At 71.0% G+C, this 23113-nt stretch carries 21 protein-coding genes; 9 read left to right on the forward strand and 12 right to left on the reverse strand.

Annotated elements, in window-relative coordinates; genetic code table 11:
• Window positions 1-372 precede the first annotated feature (372 nt).
• The 3 genes from ACTMVF_RS33240 to ACTMVF_RS33250 all read left to right on the forward strand — a co-directional run bounded on the left by ACTMVF_RS33240 (window position 373) and on the right by ACTMVF_RS33250 (window position 3607).
• Complete coding sequence (locus ACTMVF_RS33240; RefSeq protein ID WP_441274794.1) at window positions 373-1674, forward strand: LolA family protein; 1302 nt, start codon at window positions 373-375, stop codon at window positions 1672-1674.
• Between the two features lie 72 nt (window positions 1675-1746).
• On the forward strand, window positions 1747-2721 hold the full coding sequence (locus tag ACTMVF_RS33245; protein ID WP_441274795.1) for an ABC transporter ATP-binding protein: 975 nt from the start codon (window positions 1747-1749) through the stop codon (window positions 2719-2721).
• Complete coding sequence (locus ACTMVF_RS33250; RefSeq protein WP_441274796.1) at window positions 2708-3607, forward strand: ABC transporter permease; 900 nt, start codon at window positions 2708-2710, stop codon at window positions 3605-3607. The genes ACTMVF_RS33245 and ACTMVF_RS33250 overlap by 14 nt, the downstream gene beginning before the upstream one ends.
• 16 nt (window positions 3608-3623) lie before the next feature.
• Here the strand turns inward: ACTMVF_RS33250 and ACTMVF_RS33255 are convergent, their stop codons facing one another.
• From ACTMVF_RS33255 to ACTMVF_RS33265, 3 genes are all read right to left on the reverse strand, one after another.
• Entirely contained in the window at window positions 3624-4211 is a 588-nt protein-coding gene (locus tag ACTMVF_RS33255; protein WP_441274797.1) for a flavodoxin family protein, read from the reverse strand.
• A gap of 163 nt (window positions 4212-4374) precedes the next feature.
• Window positions 4375-5616, reverse strand: a complete 1242-nt coding sequence (locus tag ACTMVF_RS33260; RefSeq protein ID WP_441274798.1) for an amidase — start codon at window positions 5614-5616, stop codon at window positions 4375-4377.
• 52 nt (window positions 5617-5668) lie between these two features.
• Entirely contained in the window at window positions 5669-6187 is a 519-nt protein-coding gene (locus ACTMVF_RS33265; protein ID WP_441274799.1) for a DUF6668 family protein, read from the reverse strand.
• Between the two features lie 270 nt (window positions 6188-6457).
• Between ACTMVF_RS33265 and ACTMVF_RS33270 the strand changes: the two genes are divergently transcribed.
• Complete coding sequence (locus ACTMVF_RS33270; protein ID WP_441274800.1) at window positions 6458-7735, forward strand: tetratricopeptide repeat protein; 1278 nt, start codon at window positions 6458-6460, stop codon at window positions 7733-7735.
• 11 nt (window positions 7736-7746) lie between these two features.
• Here ACTMVF_RS33270 and ACTMVF_RS33275 read toward each other — a convergent pair whose 3' ends face one another.
• From ACTMVF_RS33275 to ACTMVF_RS33290, 4 genes are all read right to left on the reverse strand, one after another.
• A complete protein-coding gene (locus ACTMVF_RS33275) occupies window positions 7747-8697 on the reverse strand; it encodes a M28 family metallopeptidase (protein WP_441274801.1) in 951 nt (316 codons plus the stop codon).
• A 152-nt stretch (window positions 8698-8849) separates the two neighbouring features.
• Window positions 8850-9344, reverse strand: coding sequence for a VOC family protein (locus ACTMVF_RS33280; protein ID WP_441274802.1), 495 nt, complete (start codon window positions 9342-9344; stop codon window positions 8850-8852).
• A gap of 167 nt (window positions 9345-9511) precedes the next feature.
• Window positions 9512-10465, reverse strand: coding sequence for an EamA family transporter RarD (rarD, locus tag ACTMVF_RS33285; protein ID WP_441274803.1), 954 nt, complete (start codon window positions 10463-10465; stop codon window positions 9512-9514).
• A 167-nt stretch (window positions 10466-10632) separates the two neighbouring features.
• Window positions 10633-11487, reverse strand: coding sequence for an SDR family oxidoreductase (locus ACTMVF_RS33290; RefSeq protein WP_441274804.1), 855 nt, complete (start codon window positions 11485-11487; stop codon window positions 10633-10635).
• Between the two features lie 89 nt (window positions 11488-11576).
• Here ACTMVF_RS33290 and ACTMVF_RS33295 point away from each other — a divergent pair, with 89 nt between their 5' ends.
• Entirely contained in the window at window positions 11577-11972 is a 396-nt protein-coding gene (locus ACTMVF_RS33295; protein ID WP_441274805.1) for a winged helix-turn-helix transcriptional regulator, read from the forward strand.
• A gap of 58 nt (window positions 11973-12030) precedes the next feature.
• Here the strand turns inward: ACTMVF_RS33295 and ACTMVF_RS33300 are convergent, their stop codons facing one another.
• From ACTMVF_RS33300 to ACTMVF_RS33320, 5 genes are all read right to left on the reverse strand, one after another.
• Window positions 12031-13110 (reverse strand): 2-oxoacid:ferredoxin oxidoreductase subunit beta, encoded by a 1080-nt coding sequence (locus ACTMVF_RS33300; protein ID WP_441274806.1) that lies wholly within the window; start codon window positions 13108-13110, stop codon window positions 12031-12033.
• Complete coding sequence (locus tag ACTMVF_RS33305; RefSeq protein WP_441274807.1) at window positions 13103-15031, reverse strand: 2-oxoacid:acceptor oxidoreductase subunit alpha; 1929 nt, start codon at window positions 15029-15031, stop codon at window positions 13103-13105. Before ACTMVF_RS33305 ends, ACTMVF_RS33300 begins: the two co-directional genes overlap by 8 nt.
• Window positions 15032-15345: 314 nt before the next feature.
• Complete coding sequence (locus ACTMVF_RS33310) at window positions 15346-16044, reverse strand: response regulator transcription factor (RefSeq protein WP_301997759.1); 699 nt, start codon at window positions 16042-16044, stop codon at window positions 15346-15348.
• A 343-nt stretch (window positions 16045-16387) separates the two neighbouring features.
• A complete protein-coding gene (locus ACTMVF_RS33315) occupies window positions 16388-17752 on the reverse strand; it encodes a sensor histidine kinase (RefSeq protein ID WP_441274808.1) in 1365 nt (454 codons plus the stop codon).
• Between the two features lie 143 nt (window positions 17753-17895).
• Window positions 17896-19104, reverse strand: coding sequence for a sensor histidine kinase (locus ACTMVF_RS33320; protein WP_441274809.1), 1209 nt, complete (start codon window positions 19102-19104; stop codon window positions 17896-17898).
• A gap of 348 nt (window positions 19105-19452) precedes the next feature.
• Here ACTMVF_RS33320 and ACTMVF_RS33325 point away from each other — a divergent pair, with 348 nt between their 5' ends.
• From ACTMVF_RS33325 to ACTMVF_RS33340, 4 genes are read left to right on the forward strand one after another with little or no spacing between them, the layout of a single operon-like run.
• Window positions 19453-19875, forward strand: coding sequence for an NADH-quinone oxidoreductase subunit A (locus ACTMVF_RS33325; protein ID WP_441274810.1), 423 nt, complete (start codon window positions 19453-19455; stop codon window positions 19873-19875).
• Window positions 19866-20516 carry an NADH-quinone oxidoreductase subunit B gene (locus ACTMVF_RS33330; protein WP_441274811.1) on the forward strand — a complete coding sequence of 217 codons (651 nt, stop codon included), beginning with the start codon at window positions 19866-19868 and terminating at the stop codon, window positions 20514-20516. Before ACTMVF_RS33325 ends, ACTMVF_RS33330 begins: the two co-directional genes overlap by 10 nt.
• Complete coding sequence (locus ACTMVF_RS33335; protein WP_441274812.1) at window positions 20513-22147, forward strand: NADH-quinone oxidoreductase subunit C; 1635 nt, start codon at window positions 20513-20515, stop codon at window positions 22145-22147. The genes ACTMVF_RS33330 and ACTMVF_RS33335 overlap by 4 nt, the downstream gene beginning before the upstream one ends.
• Complete coding sequence (locus ACTMVF_RS33340; protein WP_441274813.1) at window positions 22144-23112, forward strand: complex I subunit 1/NuoH family protein; 969 nt, start codon at window positions 22144-22146, stop codon at window positions 23110-23112. Before ACTMVF_RS33335 ends, ACTMVF_RS33340 begins: the two co-directional genes overlap by 4 nt.
• The last annotated feature ends 1 nt before the right edge of the window (window position 23113 follow it).

The following is a 23113-nucleotide window of genomic DNA, read 5'->3' on the forward strand; positions in this document are numbered from 1 at the left end:
ATCGGCATCGGCATCGGCACCGGCACCGTGAAGGACCCCGCCCTCCTCAACACCCTGAAGGCCGAGCCGAATTCGTTCTACGCCGACCTCCACCGGCCTCCGAGCTCCCTGCGGGAGGCGGTTCCCCGTCCAACCCCTACGGGTCGGGGGAGTCGCAGCCTCCCCGTGTCATACCCCAGGTGTACGCGGAGTTGGCTCCGCAGGCTGACGAATCTCCCTGGCCGATTTGGTCATATGGACACCACGGAAATCACCACTCCTCACCGATTCGGGTGAGAATGGCGGCTCAAGGTGGACGAGTGCGGGGTCGAGAGACTCGCGGGCGAGGAAACGAGACGGACAGCCGCCGCCGACGACGGAGGTAAGGCACACATGGCACCGTACGCATCGGACGACAGTACGACCGCCGGGGAGGTCGACGACCTGCGCGCCGGACGGCGCAAGGCCGCGCGGTACGTCGTCCCGGTCGCGGTCGTGGGAGTCGCGGCGGCGACCATCGGGCTCGTCCCGGCGATCGCCGACTCCGGCGACCCGGACCTGCCGGAGATCACCGCGCAGCAACTCATCGAGAAGATCGCCCAGTCGGACGTACAGCAGCTGTCCGGGACCTTCAAGATCACCACCGATCTGGGTCTGCCCGACCTCGGCGGCCTGGAGTCGAGCCTCGCGTCCGGCGCCATGGGCTCGGGCTCGGGCGACGGATCGTCCGCCGACCCGTCCGCCAAGCTCACCGAGCTGGCGTCCGGCACGCACACCCTGCGCGTCGCCCTCGACGGCGAGGACAAGCAGAAGCTCTCCCTGCTGGAGAACGCCTCCGAGTACAGCCTCATCCACAACGGCAAGGACATCTGGGGCTACGACAGTAAGTCGAACGAGGTCTTCCACGGCACCGCCGACGAGCCGGGGGCCGGGAAGGGCCAGGGGAAGGACAAGGGGAAGGGCGAGCAGGGCGCGCCCGAAGAGGTGCCCGCCACTCCCAAGGACCTCACCGAGGAAGCCCTCAAGGCGGTGGACGACACCACCTCCGTCACCGTCGACGGCACCGCGCAGGTCGCCGGCCGGGACGCGTACCGGCTGCTCATCAAGCCCAAGCAGTCCGGGACCACCGTCGGTGCCATCACGGTGGCCGTGGACGCCAAGACCGGCATGCCGCTGAAGTTCACGCTGACCCCGTCCAGCGGCGGCGCGGCCGTGATCGACGCGGGCTTCACCCAGGTCAGCTTCGCCAAGCCGGCCGCCTCCACCTTCGACTTCACCCCGCCCAAGGGCGCGAAGGTCACCGAGCAGGACGAGCTGGAAAAGGCCGCTCCGGAGCACGGCGGCACCAAGTCCGAGGACGAGTTCCGCAAGGAGCTCGAGAAGGAGTTCGGCGGCCCGAAGTCCGAGGGCAAGTCGGGCAAGTCGGCCGAGGGCGGTCCCGAGGTCATAGGCGAGGGCTGGAACTCCGTGGCCGTCTTCGACACCGGCGGCGAGGGCATCCCCTCCGGCGCCGAGGTCGGCGGCGACATGGGCGGCTTCCTCGACTCTCTGGGCGACAAGGTCACCGGGAAGTTCGGCTCGGGCACGGTCTTCAAGACCCGCCTGATCAACGCCCTGGTCACGGACGACGGCAAGGTCTACGTGGGCGCGGTCGACAAGGATGCGCTCGTGAAGGCGGCCGACTCGGCGAAGTAGGCCGTAACCAACCGCCGTACGCGCAGGTAGGCGCACGTACGCGCATCACGAGGCGAGGAGCCTGAGGAGCCCATGGAGGAACTGCCCGCCGCGGAGGCCGACGAGCACGACAGCGTCGGTACGGTGATCGCCACCCGTGCGCTCACCAAGCGCTACCGCGGTGGGCAGCTCGCCGTGGACGGTCTCGATCTGGCTGTCCCGGCGGGCAGTGTCTTCGGCTTCCTCGGTCCGAACGGCTCGGGCAAGACCACCACCATCCGCATGCTGATGGGGCTCATCGAGCCGACCTCCGGTACCGCGCGCGTGCTCGGGCAGCCCATGCCCCGGTCCGCGCGCGCCGTGCTGCCGTATGTCGGCGCGCTCATCGAGGGGCCCGCCCTGTACGGCTTCCTCTCCGGCCGCGACAACCTCCTCCGCTACGACGCCGCCGATCCGACGGCCGATCCGCGCACCCGGCGCGCCCGCGTCGCTGCCGCGCTGGAGCGGGTGGGCCTGACGGCCGCCGCGGGCAAGAAGGCCAAGGCGTACTCGCTCGGCATGAAGCAGCGGTTGGGTCTCGCGGCCGCGCTGCTCCAGCCGCGCAGGCTGCTCGTCCTCGACGAGCCGACCAACGGCCTCGACCCGCAGGGGATGCGTGAAATACGTTCCCTGATCAGGGAGTTGGCGTCCGACGGCACGACCGTCTTCCTCTCCTCCCACCTCCTCGACGAGATCGAGCAGGTCTGTACGCACGCGGCGGTGATGGCGCAGGGCCGGCTGATCACCCAGGGCGCGGTGGCGGAGCTGGCGGCCGGGATGCGTGGCCGGCTCGTCGTGACCACGCCCGACACCGGGGACGCGGCCCGGGTGCTGAAGGAGCAGGGAGCCGGAGACGTCGTCATCGTCGAGGACCGGGTGACCGCCGAACCTCCGGATCGTGATCTCGCCGAGGTCAACGCGGCGTTGGTGACCGCCGGAGTACGGGTGCGTGGCTTCGGTGTCGAACGGGCCTCGCTGGAGGACGCGTTCGTGGCACTCACGGGGGAGGGGTTCGATGTCGCAGGCTGAGGTCGCCCGGCAGAGTGGCACGATCGAAGGCGTCCGAAAGGCCAGTCCGCTGTGGACCTTCGGCCTCCTGCGCAGCGAACTGCTCACCACGTTCCGGCGCTGGCGCACCCTCGCGCTGCTCGCCGTCCTGGCCGCCGTGCCGATCCTGGTCGGGATCGCCGTGAAGATCGAGACGAGCGACGGCGGGCCCGGCGGCCCCGGCGGGGGTGGCGGCGGTCCGGCGTTCATCTCGCAGATCACCAACAACGGCCTGTTCCTGGTCTTCACCGCACTGGCCGCGACGCTCCCGTTCTTCCTGCCGATGGCGATCGGCGTCATCGCGGGCGACGCGATAGCGGGCGAGGCCAACGCCGGCACCCTGCGCTATCTCCTCGTCGCCCCCGCCGGACGCTCGCGCCTGCTCCTCACCAAGTACGCGACCACGATGGCCTTCTGCCTGGTGGCCACCCTCGTGGTCGCGGTCTCGGCACTCGCGGTCGGGGCGTTGCTCTTCCCGCTCGGCGACCTGACGACCATCTCCGGCACCCGGATCAGCTTCGCCGAGGGCCTGGGCCGCGCCCTGCTGATCGCCCTGGTCGTCGCCGCCTCACTCATAGGCGTGGCGGCCCTCGGCCTGTTCGTCTCGACGCTGACCAGCAGCGGCATCGCGGCGATGGCGACGACCGTCGGCCTGCTGATCACCGTCCAGATCCTCGACCAGATACCCCAACTGCACGCCATCCAGCCGTACTTCTTCTCCCACTACTGGCTGTCCTTCGCCGACCTCATGCGCGACCCCGTCTACTGGGACGACCTGGTCAAGAACCTCGGCATCCAGGCCCTGTACGCCGGGGTGTTCGGCTCGGCGGCGTGGGCGCGGTTCACGGCGAAGGACATCACGGCCTGAGCGGCGCCGGAGACGCTCAGCCGGCCTCGTACGGGAAGCGGGCGAGCGGTGCCTCCTGTGCGAAGAACGTCTTGGCGCGCGCCAGTGCCTCCGTGTCGTTCAGTATGTCGCCACGCCTGCTGCCGTTGCCGAACAGGACGCCGCCGAAGCGCATCCCCAGGTACGCGGCCGAGTTGTTGAGCGTGCCGACGAGCGGGTCGGCCACCTCGGTCTCCGGGTGCGCGAGCGCGGTGACACCCCACAGGGTGCGCCCGGCCAGCGTCGCCTTGAAGTCGATGCCGGGGGTGCGCAGCCAGCCCGACCAGTAGTCCAGGTAGCGCTTGGTGAGACCGGACACCGAGTACCAGTACAACGGCGAGGCGATCACGATGTCGGTGGCGGCGAGTGTGGCGTCGAACAGCAGCGCGGGAGCGCTTCCGGTGGCAGGACGAACATGGTCGCTGTCGCGCCGAAGGTCCACGAAGTCCGGCAGCGGGTGCTCGGCGAGACTGATCCACTGCTGCTCGACGCTCTCCGGCAACTGCTCGGCGGCCGCGCGGGCCAGGAGCTCGGTGTTGCCCTCGCTGCGGCTGCTGCCCAGGACGAACAGGAAACGGCGGGTCATGAGATCCCCCAGATGGTCGGCGTACGGCAATTACTCGCATGTGCATTATATGCATACGCAAGTAGCTGCGCACCAGGGGTCCCTGCCTTCCGCCCAGGGCCTGCTGTCTCCTGGCCTGCCGTCTCCTGGCCAGCCTGCCGTCTCCTGTCCAGGGCCCGCCGACTCAGTCGTACGTCTCCGCTGCCCGCGCCACATCCAGCAGCAGCCCCTCCTGCCCGTGCGCCGCCACCACCTGCAATCCGACCGGACACCCGTCGGGCCCGAACCCCGCCGGGATGCTGATCGCCGGATGCCCGCTCAGGTTGAACGCCCAGGTGAGCGCGGTTGAGTACCGCTCGCCGGGGCCTTCGTGGCCGTGCGGCGGGATCGGGGCGGTCGGCGTCAGCAGCAGCCGGGCGCCGGAGAAGAGGGCGGCCAGGCGGCTGTCGTTCGCGGCCCGGATGCGGTGGGCCGGCGCGGGGTCGGCGCCGGGGGTTCGCAGGGCCAGCCATGCGGGCGCCGGGTCGTCGAGGCGGAGCCGAGCCCGTGGGCGTACGAGTCGTATCGCACCCGCCTCGGCGAGCCGTACGGCCGCGGAGTGGGCGACGGCGACGATGTCCGGGTCGGGGGAGGCGAAGCCGAGGTCGGGGGACCACACGGCGGTCGGGGCGTCGTGCTCGCCGGGCACCCCGTCCATGTCCGGACCGTCCCCCGGCGCCGCCGCCCGTTCTGCCCCCGACACGACGGCCCAGTACGCCGCCGCATCCTCCGCGGTCCTCGCCAGCACCCCCGGCGCCATGAGCCCCGTACGGTCGGCCGACGGCAACCGCCCGTTGCCGGCCTTCAGCCCGACGACCCCGCACCACGCCGCCGGAATCCGCACCGACCCGGCCCCGTCGCTCCCGGTCGCAAGCGGAACCAGCCCTGCGGCCACCGCCGCCGCGGAACCGGCGGAGGAGCCGCCCGGCGTACGGTCGTACCGCCAGGGGTTGACCGTACGGCCGTACCGGCCAAGTCCCCAGGTCTGCCAGGGAGTTCCCGGCCCGGGCACGGATGTCGCCCCCACCGCCACGCACCCGGCCGCGAGCAGCGGACCCGCCGCACGCAGCCCATGCCGCCCCTTGACCCCGATCGGCACGCCGGCCAACGGCAGCCGCTCGCCCGCGGCGACTCGTGCGTCCACCTCGCGGGCCCGCTGAAGCGCCTCTTCGCCCCACACCTCGATGAAGGCACACAGGACGGGATCGGCCCGCTCGATCCGTTCGAGCGCCGACGCGACGACATCGACGGCACGCAAGGCTCGTGAGCGTACGGCTGCGGCGATGTCCACGGCGGACGGAGGGGGAGTCCCGGGGCCGGAATCGGGGCCGGGGCCGGAATCGGGGCCGGAGCTGGGATCGGGGCCGGAGCCGGTGACGGGTGTCATGGGGTGATTGTCAGTCAGGCCGCACTCGGCGGAAGCGCCCGGTCAGCGCCCGTCAGCGCCCGGCCAGTCGGGCCAACGCCTCGGTCTCCCGAGGCGGCTGTCCGCTCAGGTGGCCGAGCCGCCAAGCTGGCACCCACGGCACCCGGTACACGTCGATGGCCGATTCGATCACCTTGACGCGCTCGGCGAGCGGCCGCGGAAGCCGCCCCGGCGCGTCCGCGACGAGAACGACGGCATCGAGATCGAGCCCGTGCGGGGCCTCCCCGCGCCGGAAGACCTCAAGGGCGTACAGGGCGGCGGCCAGCCCGGCCGCATGCGTACGGGCGACCAGCAGCACCGACGGCGGATCGGCGGGCCCGGGCCAGGCACGCCCGCAGTCGTGACCGCCGTACACCGCGGCGAGCGTGGAGACACCCGCCCCGCCGTGCGTGCCGATCCAGGAAAAGCGGCGGGGCGCGGGGGCGGAAGGGGAGCGCGGCGGCGGTTCCTCCGGTAGGGCCACGGGCCCGCGGATCCAGATCTCCGGCCCCGGTTCCGGCCGCCCCTGCTGCACGTGCATGTCAGTCCGCATGCCCGCACTCCTCCCTCGTCACGCCACTGATCTTCGCGTCAGGCATGAGAACGCTGTGACGTGGCACAAGCTCCTGGAACGAGTCTGTGACGCCACGGTGACGTCCGCGCCGCGCGCGGCCGGAGAGACTCGACAGTACGTGTACGACGTGTACGACGTGTATGACCGGACCTTGACGCCGGGGAAGCGGAGCCCGACGGCGGGAGGGAGCACCATGGATCCCGAACGTGCCGTCCACGCACTCCCCGACGCATGCGAGTGAGGGAAGCGATGTCTCTACTGAGCCGCGCGAAGAAGCGGGAACAGAAACGCGCCGCGGCCTCGGCGGCCCCCGCGGCCGCGCCGATCGACGTGCGCGTCCCCGCCGTCGGTCCGGGCGCCGGCGGCGCGTCGATCGGCGGCGTCCCCGTCACCGCGGCCCCGGGCGAGGAGATCCAGCAGACCGTCCTGACCCACCTCCAGCGCATCGCCCTCGCCGCCGGACACGCCGTGCACGCCACGGTGCACGACGAGCGCATCGGTTACGTCGTCGAGCTGCGGGTGGACGCGGACGGCGCCAGCCACTTCACCGCCGAGCCCGTACGGACGGCTCCGCCGGGGGCAGCGGGAGCGCCGGGGGAGTCCACGGCGCCGGGAGATGCCGTACGGCTGCCTGCGGAGCCGCCCGCGCCCTCCGCGCCCTCCGTCCCGTTCACGCCGCCCGCCCCGGCCGCGACACCGCACCGGGACAAACCCACGCATGTCCTACGCCCCCTGCCGAGCGCTGTGCAGGATGCCTCACCCACGTTCCCGTTGCGCGCGCTGCCCGAGCCGGTGCGGGACGCCGTGCCCGGCACGGTCGCGCCGCCGCTGGGGGAGTTCGGCCCACCGCCCGTGATGGACGCGAGGCCGCTGCCGACCGGCGTGCCGCAAACCGACCCGCCGCGGACCGTCGTACCGCGGACCCTCGTACCGCAAGCCGACGAACCCGAGCCCCTCTTCGTCTCCGACCCTGATCCCGCGCCCACCCCGCCCCGCGGCTTCGACGCCGTCGCCGAAGCCGTCCTCGGTGACGGGGCGCCCGCCATCACCGCCGACGCCTCCCCCTTCGCGGAACCGTTGGCGCGGATCAACGAGGCCGTGGCGGCGGGGCGGACGGCGGAGGCGGCGGAGCTTGCGGAGCGGACCGTGGCGGAGGCGTCCGCGGTGCTGGGGCCGGCACATGCCGAGGTGCTCCGGATGCGCGAACTCGCCGCGTACGCCGCCTACCTGGCGGGCGACCCGGTGCACGCGTTCGGTCTCTCCCTGGCCGTGGCCCGGGCCCACCACCGCAACCGTGACGCGGAGGCGGCGTACAGCAGTCTCCAGGGCGCGGCCACGGCCTGGCGGGCCGTGCGGGATCCGGCGCAGGGGCTCGACCTGGGCCGGGACCTGCTCGACCTGTGGGCCGAGCTCACGGCCGAGGGCGGTCCGGCCGCCGAGGACATCGAGGAGCTGGAGTCGGCCCGCGCCCGCATGGACCGCCTCACCGCCCGAGCCGCCAAGTCGGCTGAACCGCCCGCCAGTTGACGAGTCGTGTGTTACTCGGACAGCTCCCAGACCGCGTGCGCGACGGCGTCGCTGTTCCGGTTGAGGGCGGTGTCGTTGATGTTGGACGTGGTGTCGCAGGACGAGTGGTAGCAGCGGTCGAAGGCCTGCCCCGACGTACCGCCCCACTTGGCCGCCTGCGCCGCGGTCTTCGTACGGCTCGCCCCCGTGAACAGCCCGCCCACCGGGACGCCCGCGCTCTTGAACGGCGCGTGGTCGGAGCGGCCGTCGCCCTCGGTCTCGATCTCGGTCGCGACGCCGAGGCCGGCGTAGTAGTCCTTGAAGGTCTTCTCGATCGCGGGATCGTCGTCGTAGACGAAGTAGCCGGGGTTCGGCGAGCCGATCATGTCGAAGTTCAGATAGCCGCTGATCTTCGCGCGGTTGGCGGAGGAGAGGTTGTTGACGTAGTAGCGGGAGCCGACGAGCCCCAGCTCCTCCGCGCCCCACCAGGCGAACCGCAGATGCTTGGTGGGCTGGTAGTCGGCGCGTGACACGGCGAGCGCGGTCTCCAGGACGGCCGCCGAGCCGGAGCCGTTGTCGTTGATGCCGGGGCCGGAGGAGACGCTGTCGAGGTGCGAGCCGGCCATCACGACCTGGTTGGTGTCGCCGCCGGGCCAGTCGGCGATCAGGTTGTAGCCGGTGCGGCCGGAGGACGTGAACTGCTGGATCGTCGTCGTGTATCCGGCGGCGTCCAGCTTGGCCTTCACATAGTCGAGAGAGGCCTTGTAGCCGGGGCGGCCGTGGGCGCGGTTGCCGCCGTTGGCGGTGGCGATGGACTGGAGCTGGGTGAGGTGGGCCTTGACGTTCGCGACGGGTATGTCGGGTGCGGCGGCGGCCTCGATGTCGGCCTCGGACGCCGCGTCGGCTATGGATCCGCTGGTCAGGAGCGTGGCGGTCGCGACTGCGGCGGCCGCCGGCACGCGCCAGGAGACGGGGAGCTTCATGTGGGGGGCTCCGAATTCCAGGCGGACCCCCGTGGGGTGGCCACAGGGGATCCACGGTGAATGGGGTGCCTGGATGGTGGAGGTGAGCCTGACTCTCCGTCAAGAGTGCTATTCGGACGCGGAGTTCTCCTAGGGAAAACCCTGCGTTCCGCTCACTGCACGCAGAACTCGTTCCCCTCCGGATCCGCCATCACCACCCACTCCCCGCCCGGCTCCTTCACCTGCCGCAGCACGCTCGCCCCCAGTGCCTCCAGCCGTTCGACCTCACGCTCGCGCTCCCCGGCCGGCGCGTGCAGATCGAGATGGAGCCGGTTCTTGACGGTCTTCGCCTCCGGCACACGCTGGAACAGCAGCCGCCGCCCCCGCCCGGTTCCGCTGTCCGGGTCGTACGGGTCGTCCGGATGCCGTACGGCCACCAGATCCCGGAAGGCCAGGCGGGCGTGGAACTCGACGACGGCCTCCCGCGGCACCGCGCCGAGCTCCAGCAGCCGCTCGATGAGGGCGTTGTTGTCCTCGACCTCGTAGTGCAGCGCGGCGGCCCAGAAGTCGGCCTGCGACTGGGGGTTGGCGGAGTCGATGACGAGCTTCCAGTGGAGCGGGGCGGGGGTGGGCGCGGGGGTGGACGTGGATCCGGGTGCCTGAGTCATGCGACCACTCAACGGGGTGGGTGAGCGGGGTGGCAATGAGAATCGCCGGTGATGGCTCAACGCCGGTCCGGGTATTTCAGCCCGTCTGGGGGTGCCCCCTCTGGGGGAGTTTGAGGACGCGGCCCGTTCAGGGCCGAAGCGGGGGTCTGGGGGCGGCAGCCCCCAGATCAAGCGTCCACCGCAGCAGACGTCGGCTTCTCGACCCGAGCCACGCCGACCTCGGCCGACCTGCTCCTTCGCGCGGAGCGCCACGCATCCGCCGTGAGCAACGTCAACGCCAGCCACACCAGCGCGAACCCGGCCCACCGCTCGGCCGGCATCGCCTCGTGGAAGTACAGGATGCCGAGCAGGAACTGGAACACCGGCGCCAGGTACTGCAGCAGCCCCAGCGTCGACAACGGCACCCGTATCGCCGCCGCGCCGAAGCAGACGAGCGGCAGCGCGGTGACGATGCCGGTGGCCGCGAGCAGCGCCACATGCCCGGGCCCCTCAGACGTGAACGTCGACTCCCCGCGCACCGTCAGCCACGCCAGATACGCCACGGCGGGCAGGAACTGGATCGCGGTCTCCGCGGTCAGCGACTCGACCCCGCCGAGATTGACCTTCTTCTTCACCAGCCCGTACGTGGCGAAGGAGAAGGCGAGGACGAGAGAGATCCACGGGGGCCGCCCGTATCCGACGGTCAGCACGACCACGGCCGCGAAGCCGACCCCGACCGCCGCCCACTGCACCGGCCGCAGCCGCTCCTTCAGCAGCAGCACGCCGATCGCGATGGTGACGAGCGGATTGATGAAGTACCCGAGCGACGCCTCGACGACATGGCCCGTGTTCACGGACCAGATGTACAGGCCCCAGTTGACGGTGATCACGGCGGCGGCCACGGCGACGAGAGCCAGCCGCCGCGGTTGCCGTACCAGCTCACCCGCCCAGGCCCAGCGCCGCACGAAGAGCAGCGCGATCGCCACGAAGACGAGGGACCAGGCCATCCGATGGGCGAGGATCTCGACCGCCCCGGCGGGCTTCAGCAGGGGCCAGAAGAGGGGAACGAGCCCCCACATCCCGTATGCCGCGAAGCCGTTCAGCACTCCTATGTGCCGCTCACCGCCCGACTTCCCCGTCACGGCCCCTCCTTCATGCCCTCACCCGGCCGTGCTCTTACGACGGCTCGCACGAAGGTAACGCCGAACGCCCCCGCGTGTCATGCCCGTATCGCCATACGGTCATGACACGCGGGGGTGGAGTGCGCGAGGTGCGCGGGGTGGAGCACGCAAGGTGCTCTCGGTGGAGCTCAGCCCTTGATCGCGGCCGCGATCGCGTCGGCGATCGGAGTGGTCGGACGGCCGGCCAGGCGGGACAGGTCCCCGCTGTCGACGACCAGCTCACCCTTCTCGATGCTGGTGTCCACGCCGGCCAGGATCGCGGGGAGCGGCTCGGGCAGCCCGGCGCCGGTCAGGATGCCGACGAGGTCCTCGGCGGAGACGGCGTTGTTGGCGATCTCCTGGCCGCTCTGCCGGCTCAGCTCGGCGGCGTACTCGGCGAAGCTCCACGCGACGTCGCCGCCCAGCTCGTACGTCTTGTTCTCGTGCCCCTCGCCGGTCAGTACGGCCACGGCGGCGGCCGCGTAGTCGGCGCGGGCGGCGGAGGAGACGCGGCCGTCGCCGGCGGCGTGGGTGACGGCGTTGTACTGAAGGACCGGGGCGAGGTTCTCGGTGTAGTTCTCGTGGTACCAGCCGTTGCGCAGCAGCACGTACGGCAGGCCGGACGCCAGGAGCGCCTTCTCGGTGCCGCGGTGGTCGTCGGCGAGCGCGGCCGTGAGGCTGCCGGGGGCGCTGGTGTAGGCGAGGAGTGCGACGCCGGAGGTCTTGGCGGCGTTGATGACGACCTGGTGCTGGCCGACGCGGTCGTTGCCGACCTCGCTGCCGGATATGAGCAGGACCTTGTCGCCGGCCGCGAACAGCGTGTCGAAGGTGTCGGGGGTGTTGTAGTCGGCGACCGCGATCTTCACGCCGCGCTCGGCCAGGTCGGCGGCCTTCTCCGGGCTGCGGACGACGGCGGTGACCTGGTCGGCCGGAACCTTCTCCAGCAGCTGCTCCACGACGTGGCGGCCCAGGTTTCCGGTGGCTCCGGTGACGACGATGCTCATGGTCAGAACTCCTTGTGGGGTGCGTTGGCACTAACCCTAGGAGGTGCGCTAACTCAGCGAAAGTACCCACTTTGAAGTAAGGTACTGGCATGGCAGTGAGTAACGGTACGAGTAACGGTGTGCGTAACGGTGAGGAGATGTGCCCTTACCGCCTGGTCCTGGAGCACGTCACCAGCCGCTGGGGCGTCCTCGTGCTGATCGAGCTCCTGGAACGCCCCTACCGCTTCGGCGAACTGCGCCGCGCGATCGGCCGGGTCAGCGAGAAGATGCTCACCCAGACCCTCCAGACCCTGGAACGCGACGGCCTGGTCCATCGCGACGCGAAGCCGGTGATCCCTCCGAGGGTCGACTACTCCCTGACCGACCTGGGCCGCGAGGCGGCGCAGCAGGTACGGGGGCTGGCGCTGTGGACCAGTGAGCGGATGGGAGAGGTGCAGAAGGCGCGCGAGGCGTACGACGCGCGCAAGGCCGAATCCCGTACCTGAAGGTGAGGGCCCGGTGCCGTACGGCACCGGGCCCTCAACCGCGTTCCGGACGCGCCGGTCAGCCCACCACCGTCCAGGTGTCCCCACCTGCCAGCAGCGCGGCCAGATCCCCCTTGCCGTTCTGCTCGATCGCCGTGTCCAGCTGCTCGGACATCTGGGTGTCGTACACCGGCCGCTCCACCGAGCGGAACACGCCGATCGGTGTGTGGTGCAGGGTGTCCGGGTCGGCCAGGCGGGACAGGGCGAAGGCCGTGGTCGGGGACGCGGAGTGGGCGTCGTGGATCAGGATCTGCGACTCGTTCTCCGGTGTCACCGTCACCACCTTCAGGTCGCCGCTCTGCGCGTCGCGCACGACGCCCCGCCCGCCGTCGGTCCCGAAGCGGATCGGCTGCCCGTGTTCCAGGCGGATCACCGCCTCATCGGCCTGCTGTTTGTCCTTGAGGACCTCGAAGGCGCCGTCGTTGAAGATGTTGCAGTTCTGGTAGATCTCGATCAGCGCCGTCCCCTGATGGGCGGACGCCTCGCGCAGGACCTGGGTGAGGTGCTTGCGGTCGGAGTCCACCGTGCGCGCCACGAATGACGCCTCCGCGCCGATCGCCAGCGAGACCGGGTTGAAGGGCGCGTCCAGCGAGCCCATCGGCGTCGACTTGGTGATCTTGCCGACCTCGGAGGTCGGGGAGTACTGGCCCTTCGTCAGGCCGTAGATCCGGTTGTTGAACAGCAGGATCTTGAGGTTGACGTTGCGCCGCAGGGCGTGGATCAGGTGGTTGCCCCCGATCGACAGGGCGTCGCCGTCACCGGTCACCACCCACACGCTCAGGTCGCGCCGCGAGGTGGCCAGGCCCGTCGCGATCGCGGGGGCGCGACCGTGGATGGAGTGCATGCCGTACGTGTTCATGTAGTACGGGAAGCGGGACGAACAGCCGATGCCCGAGACGAAGACGATGTTCTCCTTGGCCAGCCCCAGCTCCGGCATGAAGCCCTGGACCGCGGCGAGGATGGCGTAGTCACCGCAACCGGGGCACCAGCGCACTTCCTGATCGGACTTGAAGTCCTTCATGGACTGGCGGGCCTCGGCCTTGGGGACGAGCGAGAGCGCCTCGATCGTGCCCGTGCCTTCCGTGGACGTCTCAGCCATCGATGGCCTCCTTGAGCGCCTTGGCGAGCTGTTCCGCCTTGAACGGCATGCCGTTGACCTGGTTGTACGAGTGGGCGTCCACCAGGTACTTCGCCCGGACCAGGGTGGCGAGCTGACCGAGGTTCATCTCGGGGATCACCACCTTCTCGTAGCGTCCGAGTACCACGCCCAGGTTGCGCGGGAACGGGTTCAGGTGACGCAGATGCGCCTGCGCGATGGACTCGCCGGCCGTGCGCAGGCGGCGGACCGCCGCGGTGATCGGGCCGTACGTCGACCCCCAGCCCAGCACCAGCGTCTTCGCCTCGTGCGGGTCGTCGACCTCGAGGTCGGGCACCTCGATGCCGTCGATCTTGGCCTGGCGGGTGCGGACCATGAAGTCGTGGTTGGCCGGGGCGTAGGAGATGTTGCCCGTGCCGTCCTCTTTCTCGATGCCGCCGATCCGGTGCTCCAGGCCCGGCGTGCCCGGGATCGCCCACGGCCGGGCGAGGGTCTGCGGGTCGCGCTTGTACGGCCAGAAGACCTCGCTGCCGTCCTCCAGGGTGTGGTTCGGCCCCTGTGCGAACTGCACGGTCAGGTCCGGCAGCTCGTCCAGCTCCGGGATCCGCCAGGGCTCCGAGCCGTTGGCCAGATAGCCGTCCGACAGCAGCATCACCGGAGTGCGGTACGTCAACGCGATCCGCGCCGCCTCCAGGGCCGCGTCGAAGCAGTCGGCCGGCGTGCACGGCGCGACGATCGGTACCGGGGCCTCGCCGTTGCGGCCGAACATCGCCTGGAGCAGGTCCGCCTGCTCGGTCTTGGTCGGCAGTCCGGTCGAGGGCCCGCCGCGCTGGATGTCGATCACCAGCAGCGGCAGCTCCAGCGAGACGGCCAGCCCGATGGTCTCGGACTTCAGGGCCACACCGGGACCGGAGGTCGTGGTCACCGCCAGCGAGCCGCCGAAGGCCGCGCCCAGCGCCGCACCGATGCCGGCGATCTCGTCCTCGGCCTGGAAGGTCCGTACACCGAAGTTCTTGTGCCGGCTCAGCTCGTGCAGGATGTCCGAGGCCGGGGTGATCGGGTACGAGCCCAGGAACAGCGGCAGGTCCGCCTGGCGGGACGCGGCGACCAGTCCGTAGGACAGGGCGAGGTTCCCGGAGATGTTCCGGTAGGTGCCGACCGGGAAGGCGGTCGTCGCCGGGGCGATCTCGTAGGAGACGGCGAAGTCCTCGGTCGTCTCGCCGAAGTTCCAGCCCGCGCGGAAGGCGGCGATGTTGGCGGCCGCGATGTCGGGCTTCTTGGCGAACTTCGACTTCAGGAACTTCTCAGTGCCCTCGGTGGGCCGGTGGTACATCCACGACAGCAGGCCCAGCGCGAACATGTTCTTGCTGCGCTCGGCCTCCTTGCGGGTGAGGTCGAACTCCTTCAGCGCCTCCACCGTCAGCGTCGTCAGCGGCACCGGATGGAGGCTGTAGCCGTCCAGCGACCCGTCCTCCAGCGGTGAGGCGTCGTAGCCCACCTTCTGCATCGCCCGTCTGGTGAACTCGTCCGTGTTGACGATGATCTCCGCGCCGCGCGGCAGATCGCCGATGTTGGCCTTCAGGGCCGCCGGGTTCATCGCGACCAGCACGTTCGGTGCGTCGCCCGGGGTCAGGATGTCGTGGTCGGCGAAGTGCAGCTGGAAGGAGGACACGCCCGGAAGGGTGCCGGCGGGGGCGCGGATCTCCGCCGGGAAGTTCGGCAGTGTCGACAGGTCGTTGCCGAAGGACGCCGTTTCCGAGGTGAAGCGGTCGCCGGTGAGCTGCATACCGTCGCCCGAGTCCCCCGCGAAACGAATGATCACCCGGTCCAGCCGGCGGACGTCCTTTGTCCCTGCCGGTTTGCGCTGCTCTCCCACGACGGCTTCGTCGGCCTGCTCCGCTGGGCTACTGACCTGGCTGGTCACTGAACTTGACCTCCCTTGATGCGGGTGTCCGGGCATGGCCTTCCCGCAAGCCTTCCCAGGATCAACCCTACGTCCGCAAAGGTCGCCCTCCCCGGGCCATTCGCATGACGGACATCGATTTGAGACGGTTCGCCACCCTGACTTGTCATGATTTACACGCCCCCCGACGCCTTCCCTGAAGACGCTCCCTGTTCTTCGTTCGGTTGCCGCGTTCTCGCCTGCTCCTTTGGGGCCGCGGGAGTGATCGCCCGCGGCGGTCATCGACAGTGGGCACCCAGAGTGGTCACCCACTTGACTGTCACGGTGTCAGGCCGTCAGGAGTTCAGATAGGTGAGAACCGCGAGGACGCGCCGGTGATCCCCGTCGCTCGGGGACAGCCCGAGCTTGAGGAAGATGTTGCTGACGTGCTTCTCGACGGCGCCGTCGCTCACCACCAGCTGCCGGGCGATCGCGGAGTTGGTCCGCCCCTCGGCCATCAGCCCCAGGACCTCCCGCTCCCGCGGCGTGAGCCCCGCCAGTACGTCCTGCTTACGGCTGCGGCCCAGCAACTGGGCGACGACCTCCGGATCGAGGGCCGTACCCCCTTGGGCCACCCGCACGACCGCGTCCACGAACTCCCGAACCTCCGCCACCCGGTCCTTGAGCAGATAGCCGACTCCACGGCTGGAACCGGCCAGCAGCTCCGTGGCGTACCGCTCCTCCACGTACTGCGACAGCACGAGCACCCCGAGTCCGGGGTGGGCCTTCCGCAGCTGCACGGCCGCCCGCACCCCTTCGTCGGTGTGCGTCGGCGGCATCCGCACGTCCGCGACCACCACGTCCGGCAGCTCGCCCTGTCCGTCCAGCTCCGTGATGGTCTTGATCAGCGCCTCGCCGTCACCCACCCCCGCCACGACCTCGTGCCCACGGTCGGTCAACAGCCGGGTCAGCCCCTCCCTGAGCAGCACCGAATCCTCGGCGATGACCACCCGCACCCTGTCCTCCACGATCCCCGGCCCCCCGAGCCTTGGCATTCGGCCGAGCGTGCCCCGGCCCTGTCGTCCCTCGCGACCTCAGTATCCCGCGATCGACTCTTCGCCACCGGGCCTGTGGAAAACCCGCTCGACCGCGTTCGAATCGCGCGGGCACGAAGGAGGCGCATCAAGGCGCATGCTCGGGAACGCTCGGCACTCCGAGGGGCCAGGGCCGTGGACCGGGCGGGGACTGGGCCGGGCGGGGACTGGGCCGGGGGCGGGGACGGGAGCTGCGGAAGGGGGGGCGCAGCGCACTCGCCCCCGATCCACCCGCACAAGGCAGATCAGGGGCGAGCCGCTGAGACGCCTCCGCGGCCGGGCTGCACCGTCCTCCGTGGCCGGGCTACACCGTCCGCCAAGGCAGCTCCGCCGTGACCCGGGTGGGCCCGCCCACCGGCGAGTCGACCACCAAAATCCCGTCCACCGCGTCCAGCCGCTCGGCGAGCCCAGCCAACCCCGAGCCGCTGGAGGCGCTCGCGCCGCCGACGCCGTTGTCCACGACCTGCAACATCAGCCGGTTCTCCACCCGCCACACATCCACCGCCGCCCACGTGGCCCGCGCATGCTTGCTGATGTTCTGCAGCAGCTCCGACACCGTGAAGTAGGCGATCCCCTCGATCGCCGGCACCGGCCGCTCCTCAAGGTCGACCTGGACCTCCACCGGCACCGTGCACCGCGAGGCCACCGCCGACAGGGCCGCATCCAGACCCCGGTCGGTCAGGACCGCCGGATGGATCCCGCGTGCCAGATCGCGCAGCTCCTGAAGCGCCGTCTTCACCTCGCCGTGCGCCTCGTCGACCATCCGTGCCGCCGCCTGCGGGTCCTCCGTCAGCTTCTCCTTCGCGAGGCCCAGATCCATGGCCAGGGCCACCAGGCGGGCCTGGGCGCCGTCGTGCAGATCGCGCTCGATGCGCCGCAGGTCGGCAGCGGCCGTATCGACCACGACACCTCGGTCGGACTCCAGCTCCACCACGCGCGTGGCCAGCCGCGACGGCCCGAGCAGGCCGTGCACCAGCAGCCGGTCCACCATCGTCAGTGCCCGCACGATCCACGGAGTCGCGAGCGTGAACAGCAGCCCCACCAGCGCGGTGACCGTGATCTCGAAGGGGTTGTCGAGGTAGATGTGGTGGGTCTCGTCGCCGTACAGCTGAAGGCCGTCCTGACCGACGTACGCCGGGAAGACCCAGAACCACAGCGGATACGTCAGCAGCGCCCAGCCGTACGCCCACACGTTCAGGGCGACGACGAAGGAGAACACCGCCCACGGGAAGTGCAGCACCGCGTACAGCGCGCTCCGCCACGACGTCCCGCTCTTCAGTACGGCGCCCATCCACGCCATGAAGCCGCTCCGGCGCATCCGCAGCGGCTCCGGGTCGGCCACGTCCAGGTCCAGCAGCGCACGCGCGCGTGCCCGCTCCAGCGCGCCGAAGCCACGGCAGCCGGCCAGGCCCGCCGCCAGCACCGGGATGCCGAGGAACGTCACCAGCAGGCCCGCGCCCAGCGACACCATCGTGATGGCGTACACGAACAGCAGGATGCTGATCGGCAGGCTCAGCAGCACGTACCCGAACTCGCGCCAGCTGCGTGCCTCGAACGGTGCCCGCAGCCCGGCCGGCAGCCGGTGCCGTCGTTCGCCGCCGTGCTCGGGAAGGCCGCTCTCGGCGTAACCGAGCCCGTGCCCGTAGCCCTGTCCGTACTCCGTGGCCATCGGCGTCGTCCGTTCTCCTCGTCCCGTCAGCCCCGCCGCCGGGGCTGTGCCGTCGTATCTCCACCCTGCTCGACCGCAGGTCCAGGAACCATGGAGGCCGTCGGCGTCTCGAACGGGGGGTTTTCCCTACCCCGGCCCGGCGCTCAGCCCTGTCCGGGGGCGCGGTCCCGCCAGGGCAGCTCCGCCGTCACGGTCGTCGGACCGCCCTGCGGTGAGTCGATGACGAACAGGCCGTCCACTGCGTTCATCCGGTCGGCGAGCCCGCGCATGCCCGTGCCGCCGTCGAGGCTCGCGCCACCGCGACCGTCGTCCCACACCTGGATCAGCAGCCGGTCGTCCGACCGCCAGACGTCCACCGACGCCGACTTCGCCCCGCTGTGCTTGCTGATGTTCTGCAGCAGCTCGGAGACGGTGAAGTAGGCGATGCCCTCGATGGCCGCCACCGGTCTGGACACCAGGTCGACGGTCACCTTCACCGGCACCGTGCAGCGGGAGGCGACCGCCGAAAGGGCGGCGTCCAGGCCGCGGTCCGTCAGGACGGCCGGATGGATGCCCCGGGCGAGATCCCGTAGCTCCTGCAGCGCCAGTTTCACCTCGCCGTGCGCCTCCTCGACCATGGCCGCCGCCGAGTCGGGATCCTCGAGGAGCTTCTCCTTGGCCAGGCCCAGCCCCATGGCGAGGTTGACCAGACGGGCCTGCGCGCCGTCGTGCAGGTCGCGCTCGATGCGCCGCAGATCGGCCGCCGCGGTATCCACGACGACCCCCCGGTCCGACTCCAGTTCGGCGATCCGGCGCTCCAGCTCGTCGGAGGGCGACAGCAGGCCGCGCACCATCGCCCGGTCCGCGTTCGCCAGACCCCGCGCGATGAACGGCAGCACCGGCCACAGCACGAACAGCGAGGTCAGCGTGATGGTGAAGGTGAGGATGCCCCAGGGCAGGCGGATGAAGTCGTACAGGATCGTGCGCCAGCCCACCGGGTCCTTCAGCGCCAGCCACAGCTGCGGGAAGAAGCCGTTTCTGCCCCCACGCAACGGCAGCGGACTCGGCTCGTCCACCCGCACCCCGAGCAGCGCACGCGCGCGTGCCCGCTCCAGCTTGCCCAGTTGCCGCGCGCCCATGAGCCCGGCGGCGAGCACCGGGAACCCGATCACCGTCATGGTCAGCCCGGCACCGGTGAACAGCACCGTCACGACGTAGGTGAAGCCGAGCAGCGACATCGGAAGGTTCGCCAGGAGGTGCGTGATCTCCTTCCAGGTGTGCCGGTCGTAGGCGAAACGGGCGGGCGGCAGCGGCGGCTGCTCGCTGTCGGACCACCCGGAGGCGTCCCGCGAAGGGCTGGGGCGTTCGGTCATATGGGCTAGCGTGCCGCGCCGCGCGTCGCCGCGCCATGAGGCGGGCCGCCCTCGCCTACGGGGGAAATCCCCACCCCCCGATCCGGCGGGGCATCGGGCCGTGTGACCGGCCGGCGCCGGGCCGTCGCATCTCGAGGGGATCTCAACGCGTGACGGGCTGCTTACGGTGTCTTTAGCAGGGCCTAGACTCCCGTGCGTACAGATCGTCGAACAGCGGTGTTCACGAGATCACAAGCAGCAGGACACTGGTGACAGGGACTGGTTCCAGGGACTGGTTCGGGTTCCGGTTCCGGGACCGGTCCTGGGTATCGGTCATGAGGTCACGAGGCCAGGGAGCGAGGGGCGGACGTGTCGGAACAGACCGTCGTCGTCGCGGCGGACGCGCGTTACGTCGTCGTCTCGGCGGACTACTTCCAGTCCTACTCGGTCGTCGGACTGCTGGCCGTCGTCGGCGTGCTGTTCGTCGCCGTCGCCTTCGGGGCGGGCCGCCTGTTGCGCCCCGTGGTCCCCACACCCGAGAAGCTCCTGACGTACGAGTGCGGCGTCGACCCCGTCGGCGAGGGCTGGGCCCACACCCAGGTCCGCTACTACGTCTATGCCTTCCTCTACGTGATCTTCGCCATCGACTCGATCTTCCTGTTCCCCTGGGCGACGGTCTTCGCCGCCCCGGGCTACGGCGCGACCACGCTCGTCGAGATGTTCATCTTCCTCGGCTTCCTGGCCGTGGGCCTGCTCTACGCATACAAGAAGGGCGTCCTGGCATGGACGTGACGCCAGACACCGAGGGGCAGCCGGTTCTGCTGCCGGAGCCGAAGCGGCTGGGCGCGCTCGCCCGCCTCGCCCCGGAGCCGATGAAGGTGATCCTGAACTGGGGACGCCGCTACTCGCTCTGGGTCTTCAACTTCGGTCTCGCCTGCTGCGCGATCGAGTTCATCGCCGCGTCGATGGCCCGCCACGACTTCATCCGCCTCGGCGTGATCCCGTTCGCGCCCGGCCCGCGCCAGGCCGACCTGATGGTCGTCTCCGGCACGGTCACGGACAAGATGGCCCCGGCCGTGAAGCGCCTGTACGAACAGATGCCCGAGCCGAAGTACGTCATCTCGTTCGGGGCCTGCTCCAACTGCGGCGGCCCGTACTGGGACTCCTACTCCGTCACCAAGGGCGTCGACCAGATCATCCCGGTGGACGTGTACGTCCCCGGCTGCCCGCCGCGCCCCGAGGCGCTGCTCCAGGGGATCCTGAAGCTCCAGGAGAAGATCGCGCGGGAGTCGCTGGGGGAGCGGTACGCGGGTGCGGCGGGGCGTCCGTCGACGGCCGCGCTGCAAAGCGGGCTGGTGAAGGCGCCTGCTGCGCCGGGGGCCGGTGGTGCCGGCGGTAGTGCTGATGGCGGCGCGGGGGAGGCCGACCGATGACGACCATCGGCTGGCTGCCCGCCCCCGTCGAGGACGTGTTCGGCCCCGAGGCCACGGCCGAGGAGTCGTACGAGGTCCTGACGGTCGACGTGCCCCCCACGTCCTGGATCGCGGCGCTGGAGGCGGCCCGCGACGAACTGGGCTGCACCTACTTCGACTGGCTGAGCGCGGTTGACGAACCGGGCACGGGCTTCCGAGTCGCGGCCCACGTCGCCGCCCTGGCCCCGGTGCGACGCCTGCTGGTCCGTACGACGGTCCCGCACGAGGCACCGACGCTGCCCTCCGCGGTCGGCGTGTACGCGGGCGCGGCCTGGCACGAACGCGAGACGCACGAAATGTTCGGCGTGGCGTTCACCGGCCACCCTGCCCTGGACCACCTCCTCCTCCCGGACAACTTCGAGGGCCACCCCCTCCGCAAGGACTTCGTCCTGGCGGCCCGCGTCGCCAAGGCCTGGCCCGGCGCCAAGGAACCCGGGGAGCCTGCGGCGGGTGCGGCACACGGCGCCCCGAAGCGCCGCCAGATGCTGCCCCCCGGCGTTCCCGACCCGAACGAATGGGGCCCCCTGAAGGGCCAGCTCCCCCCTGCCCCGGCCCGCCCGGCCAGGGGCGCGGCGGGACGCGCGGCGGGGGAGCGCCCGGCGCGGGCGGCCGGAGAGCGTCCGGTGCGGCGTGCTCGTACGACGGCGGAGGGTTCGGCCAGCCAGACGGAGACGCCGGGGGCTGAGGCAACGGCTGCTGGAGCAACCGCGGCTGGAACTCCGGCTGGTGGAACTCCGGCGGCGGGTGCGGTGCGGCGTGCTCGTACGGCGGCGGAAGGGTCGGCGAGTCAGCAGGGGGCGGATACGGCGGCTGGGGCGCCTGCCGCTGGTCCGGCGCGGCGTACTCGTACGGCGGCGGAAGGTTCGGCCAGCCAGGCGGCTGCGGCTGGAGCCGAGCCCTCGGCGGAGACGGGCGCGTCTTCGGCGGCCGACGACACGTCCCCGACCCCGTCCGGTACTCCGGCAGCGCCGCGGCGCGCGCGCAGCGCGAGCGAAGGCTCGGCATCGCAGCGCCCCGGAACAGGCACCGCTCCCGCCGGCCCTCGCCGATCGCGCAGCGCCTCCCAGGGCTCCGCCAGCCAGCGGGCGGCGTCCGAAGCGCCGTCGTCCGATGCGGCGGCGTCCGAAGCGCCGGCGTCCGACACAGCGGCGTCAGACGCGCCGTCGGCGAATGCGGCCGACGAAGCCGCTACGCCCTCGCCCCCACCGGCCACCGCGAAGCCCCCCGCGGCCCCCCGCAGCCCCGACGCCCCGTGGCACCACGCCCGCCCGGCCTTCCACGAGCCGGAACACGGGCGACGAGCCGAGCCTGAGCCGCGCCCCGCGACCGAGCAGCAGCCCGCGTCGCCCCCGGAACAGCCCGAGCCCGGCAAGCCCGGCCAAGAGGCCACCGAAGCTCGGCAGGCCACCGGTGCCGCTCCCACCCCGAAGCCCGGCGTCTCCGACTCCGCAGCCACCCCCGAAGCGCCCGAAGCCTCTGAAGCTCCGGAAGCCCCCGAGGCTCCCGAACGCTCCGACGACTCCGAAGCCCCCACCGCCGACCGGACAGACTCCACCGACGACCGCACAGACCCCGCAGGAGGCCCGCAGTGAACGACGCGCTCGACGTCACCCTGCGACTCCTGATCGTCTTCGTCGTCTTCCTCACCTTCCCCCTGATCATCGGCCAGACCGAGCACAAGGTGATGGCCCACATGCAGGGCCGGCTCGGCCCGATGTACGCCGGCGGCTTCCACGGCTGGGCCCAGCTCGTCGCCGACGGCGTGAAGTTCGCGCAGAAGGAAGACGTCGTCCCGGCGGGCGCGGACCGCCGTATCTTCCAACTCGCTCCCGCAGTGGCCCTCCTCCCGTACCTGCTCGTCCTCCTCGCCATTCCCATCGGCCCGGGCGAGGGCGCGGTCGGTGAGGTCATCGACGCGGGCATCTTCTTCGTCCTGGCTGTCATGGGCGTGGGCGTCCTCGGCTCGCTCATGGCCGGCTGGGCTTCAGCCAACAAGTTCTCCCTCCTCGGCGGCCTACGCACCGCCGCCCAGCTCCTCGCCTACGAACTCCCGATGCTCCTGACGGCCGCTTCCGTGGCGATGGCGGCCGGAACCGTCTCCCTCCCCGGCATCCTCGACGCCTTCGAGTGGTGGTGGCTGCCCTGGCAGATCGTCGGCGCGATCGTCTTCTTCGTCGCCGGACTGGCCGAGCTGCAGCGCCCGCCGTTCGACATGCCCGTCGCCGACTCGGAGATCATCTTCGGCGCCTACACCGAGTACACCGGCCTGCGCTTCGCTCTCTTTCTCCTCGCCGAGTACGCCGGAATCGTGGTCCTGTGCGGCCTGACCACCGTCCTCTTCCTGGGCGGCTGGCACGGCCCTTGGGGCGCCGACGGCCTCGGCTGGGTCTGGACCCTGCTCAAGACGGCCGTCCTGGCCTTCATCGTGATCTGGCTCCGCGTCACCTATCCCCGGCTGCGCGAGGACCAGCTCCAGAAGCTCTCCTGGACCCTCCTCGTCCCCCTCTCCCTCGCCCAGATCGCCCTCACCGGCATCGTCAAGGTGGTGATCCAGTAAC

It is taken from the genome of Streptomyces sp. SD31, from assembly GCF_052068475.1.
Lineage (GTDB): Bacteria > Actinomycetota > Actinomycetes > Streptomycetales > Streptomycetaceae > Streptomyces.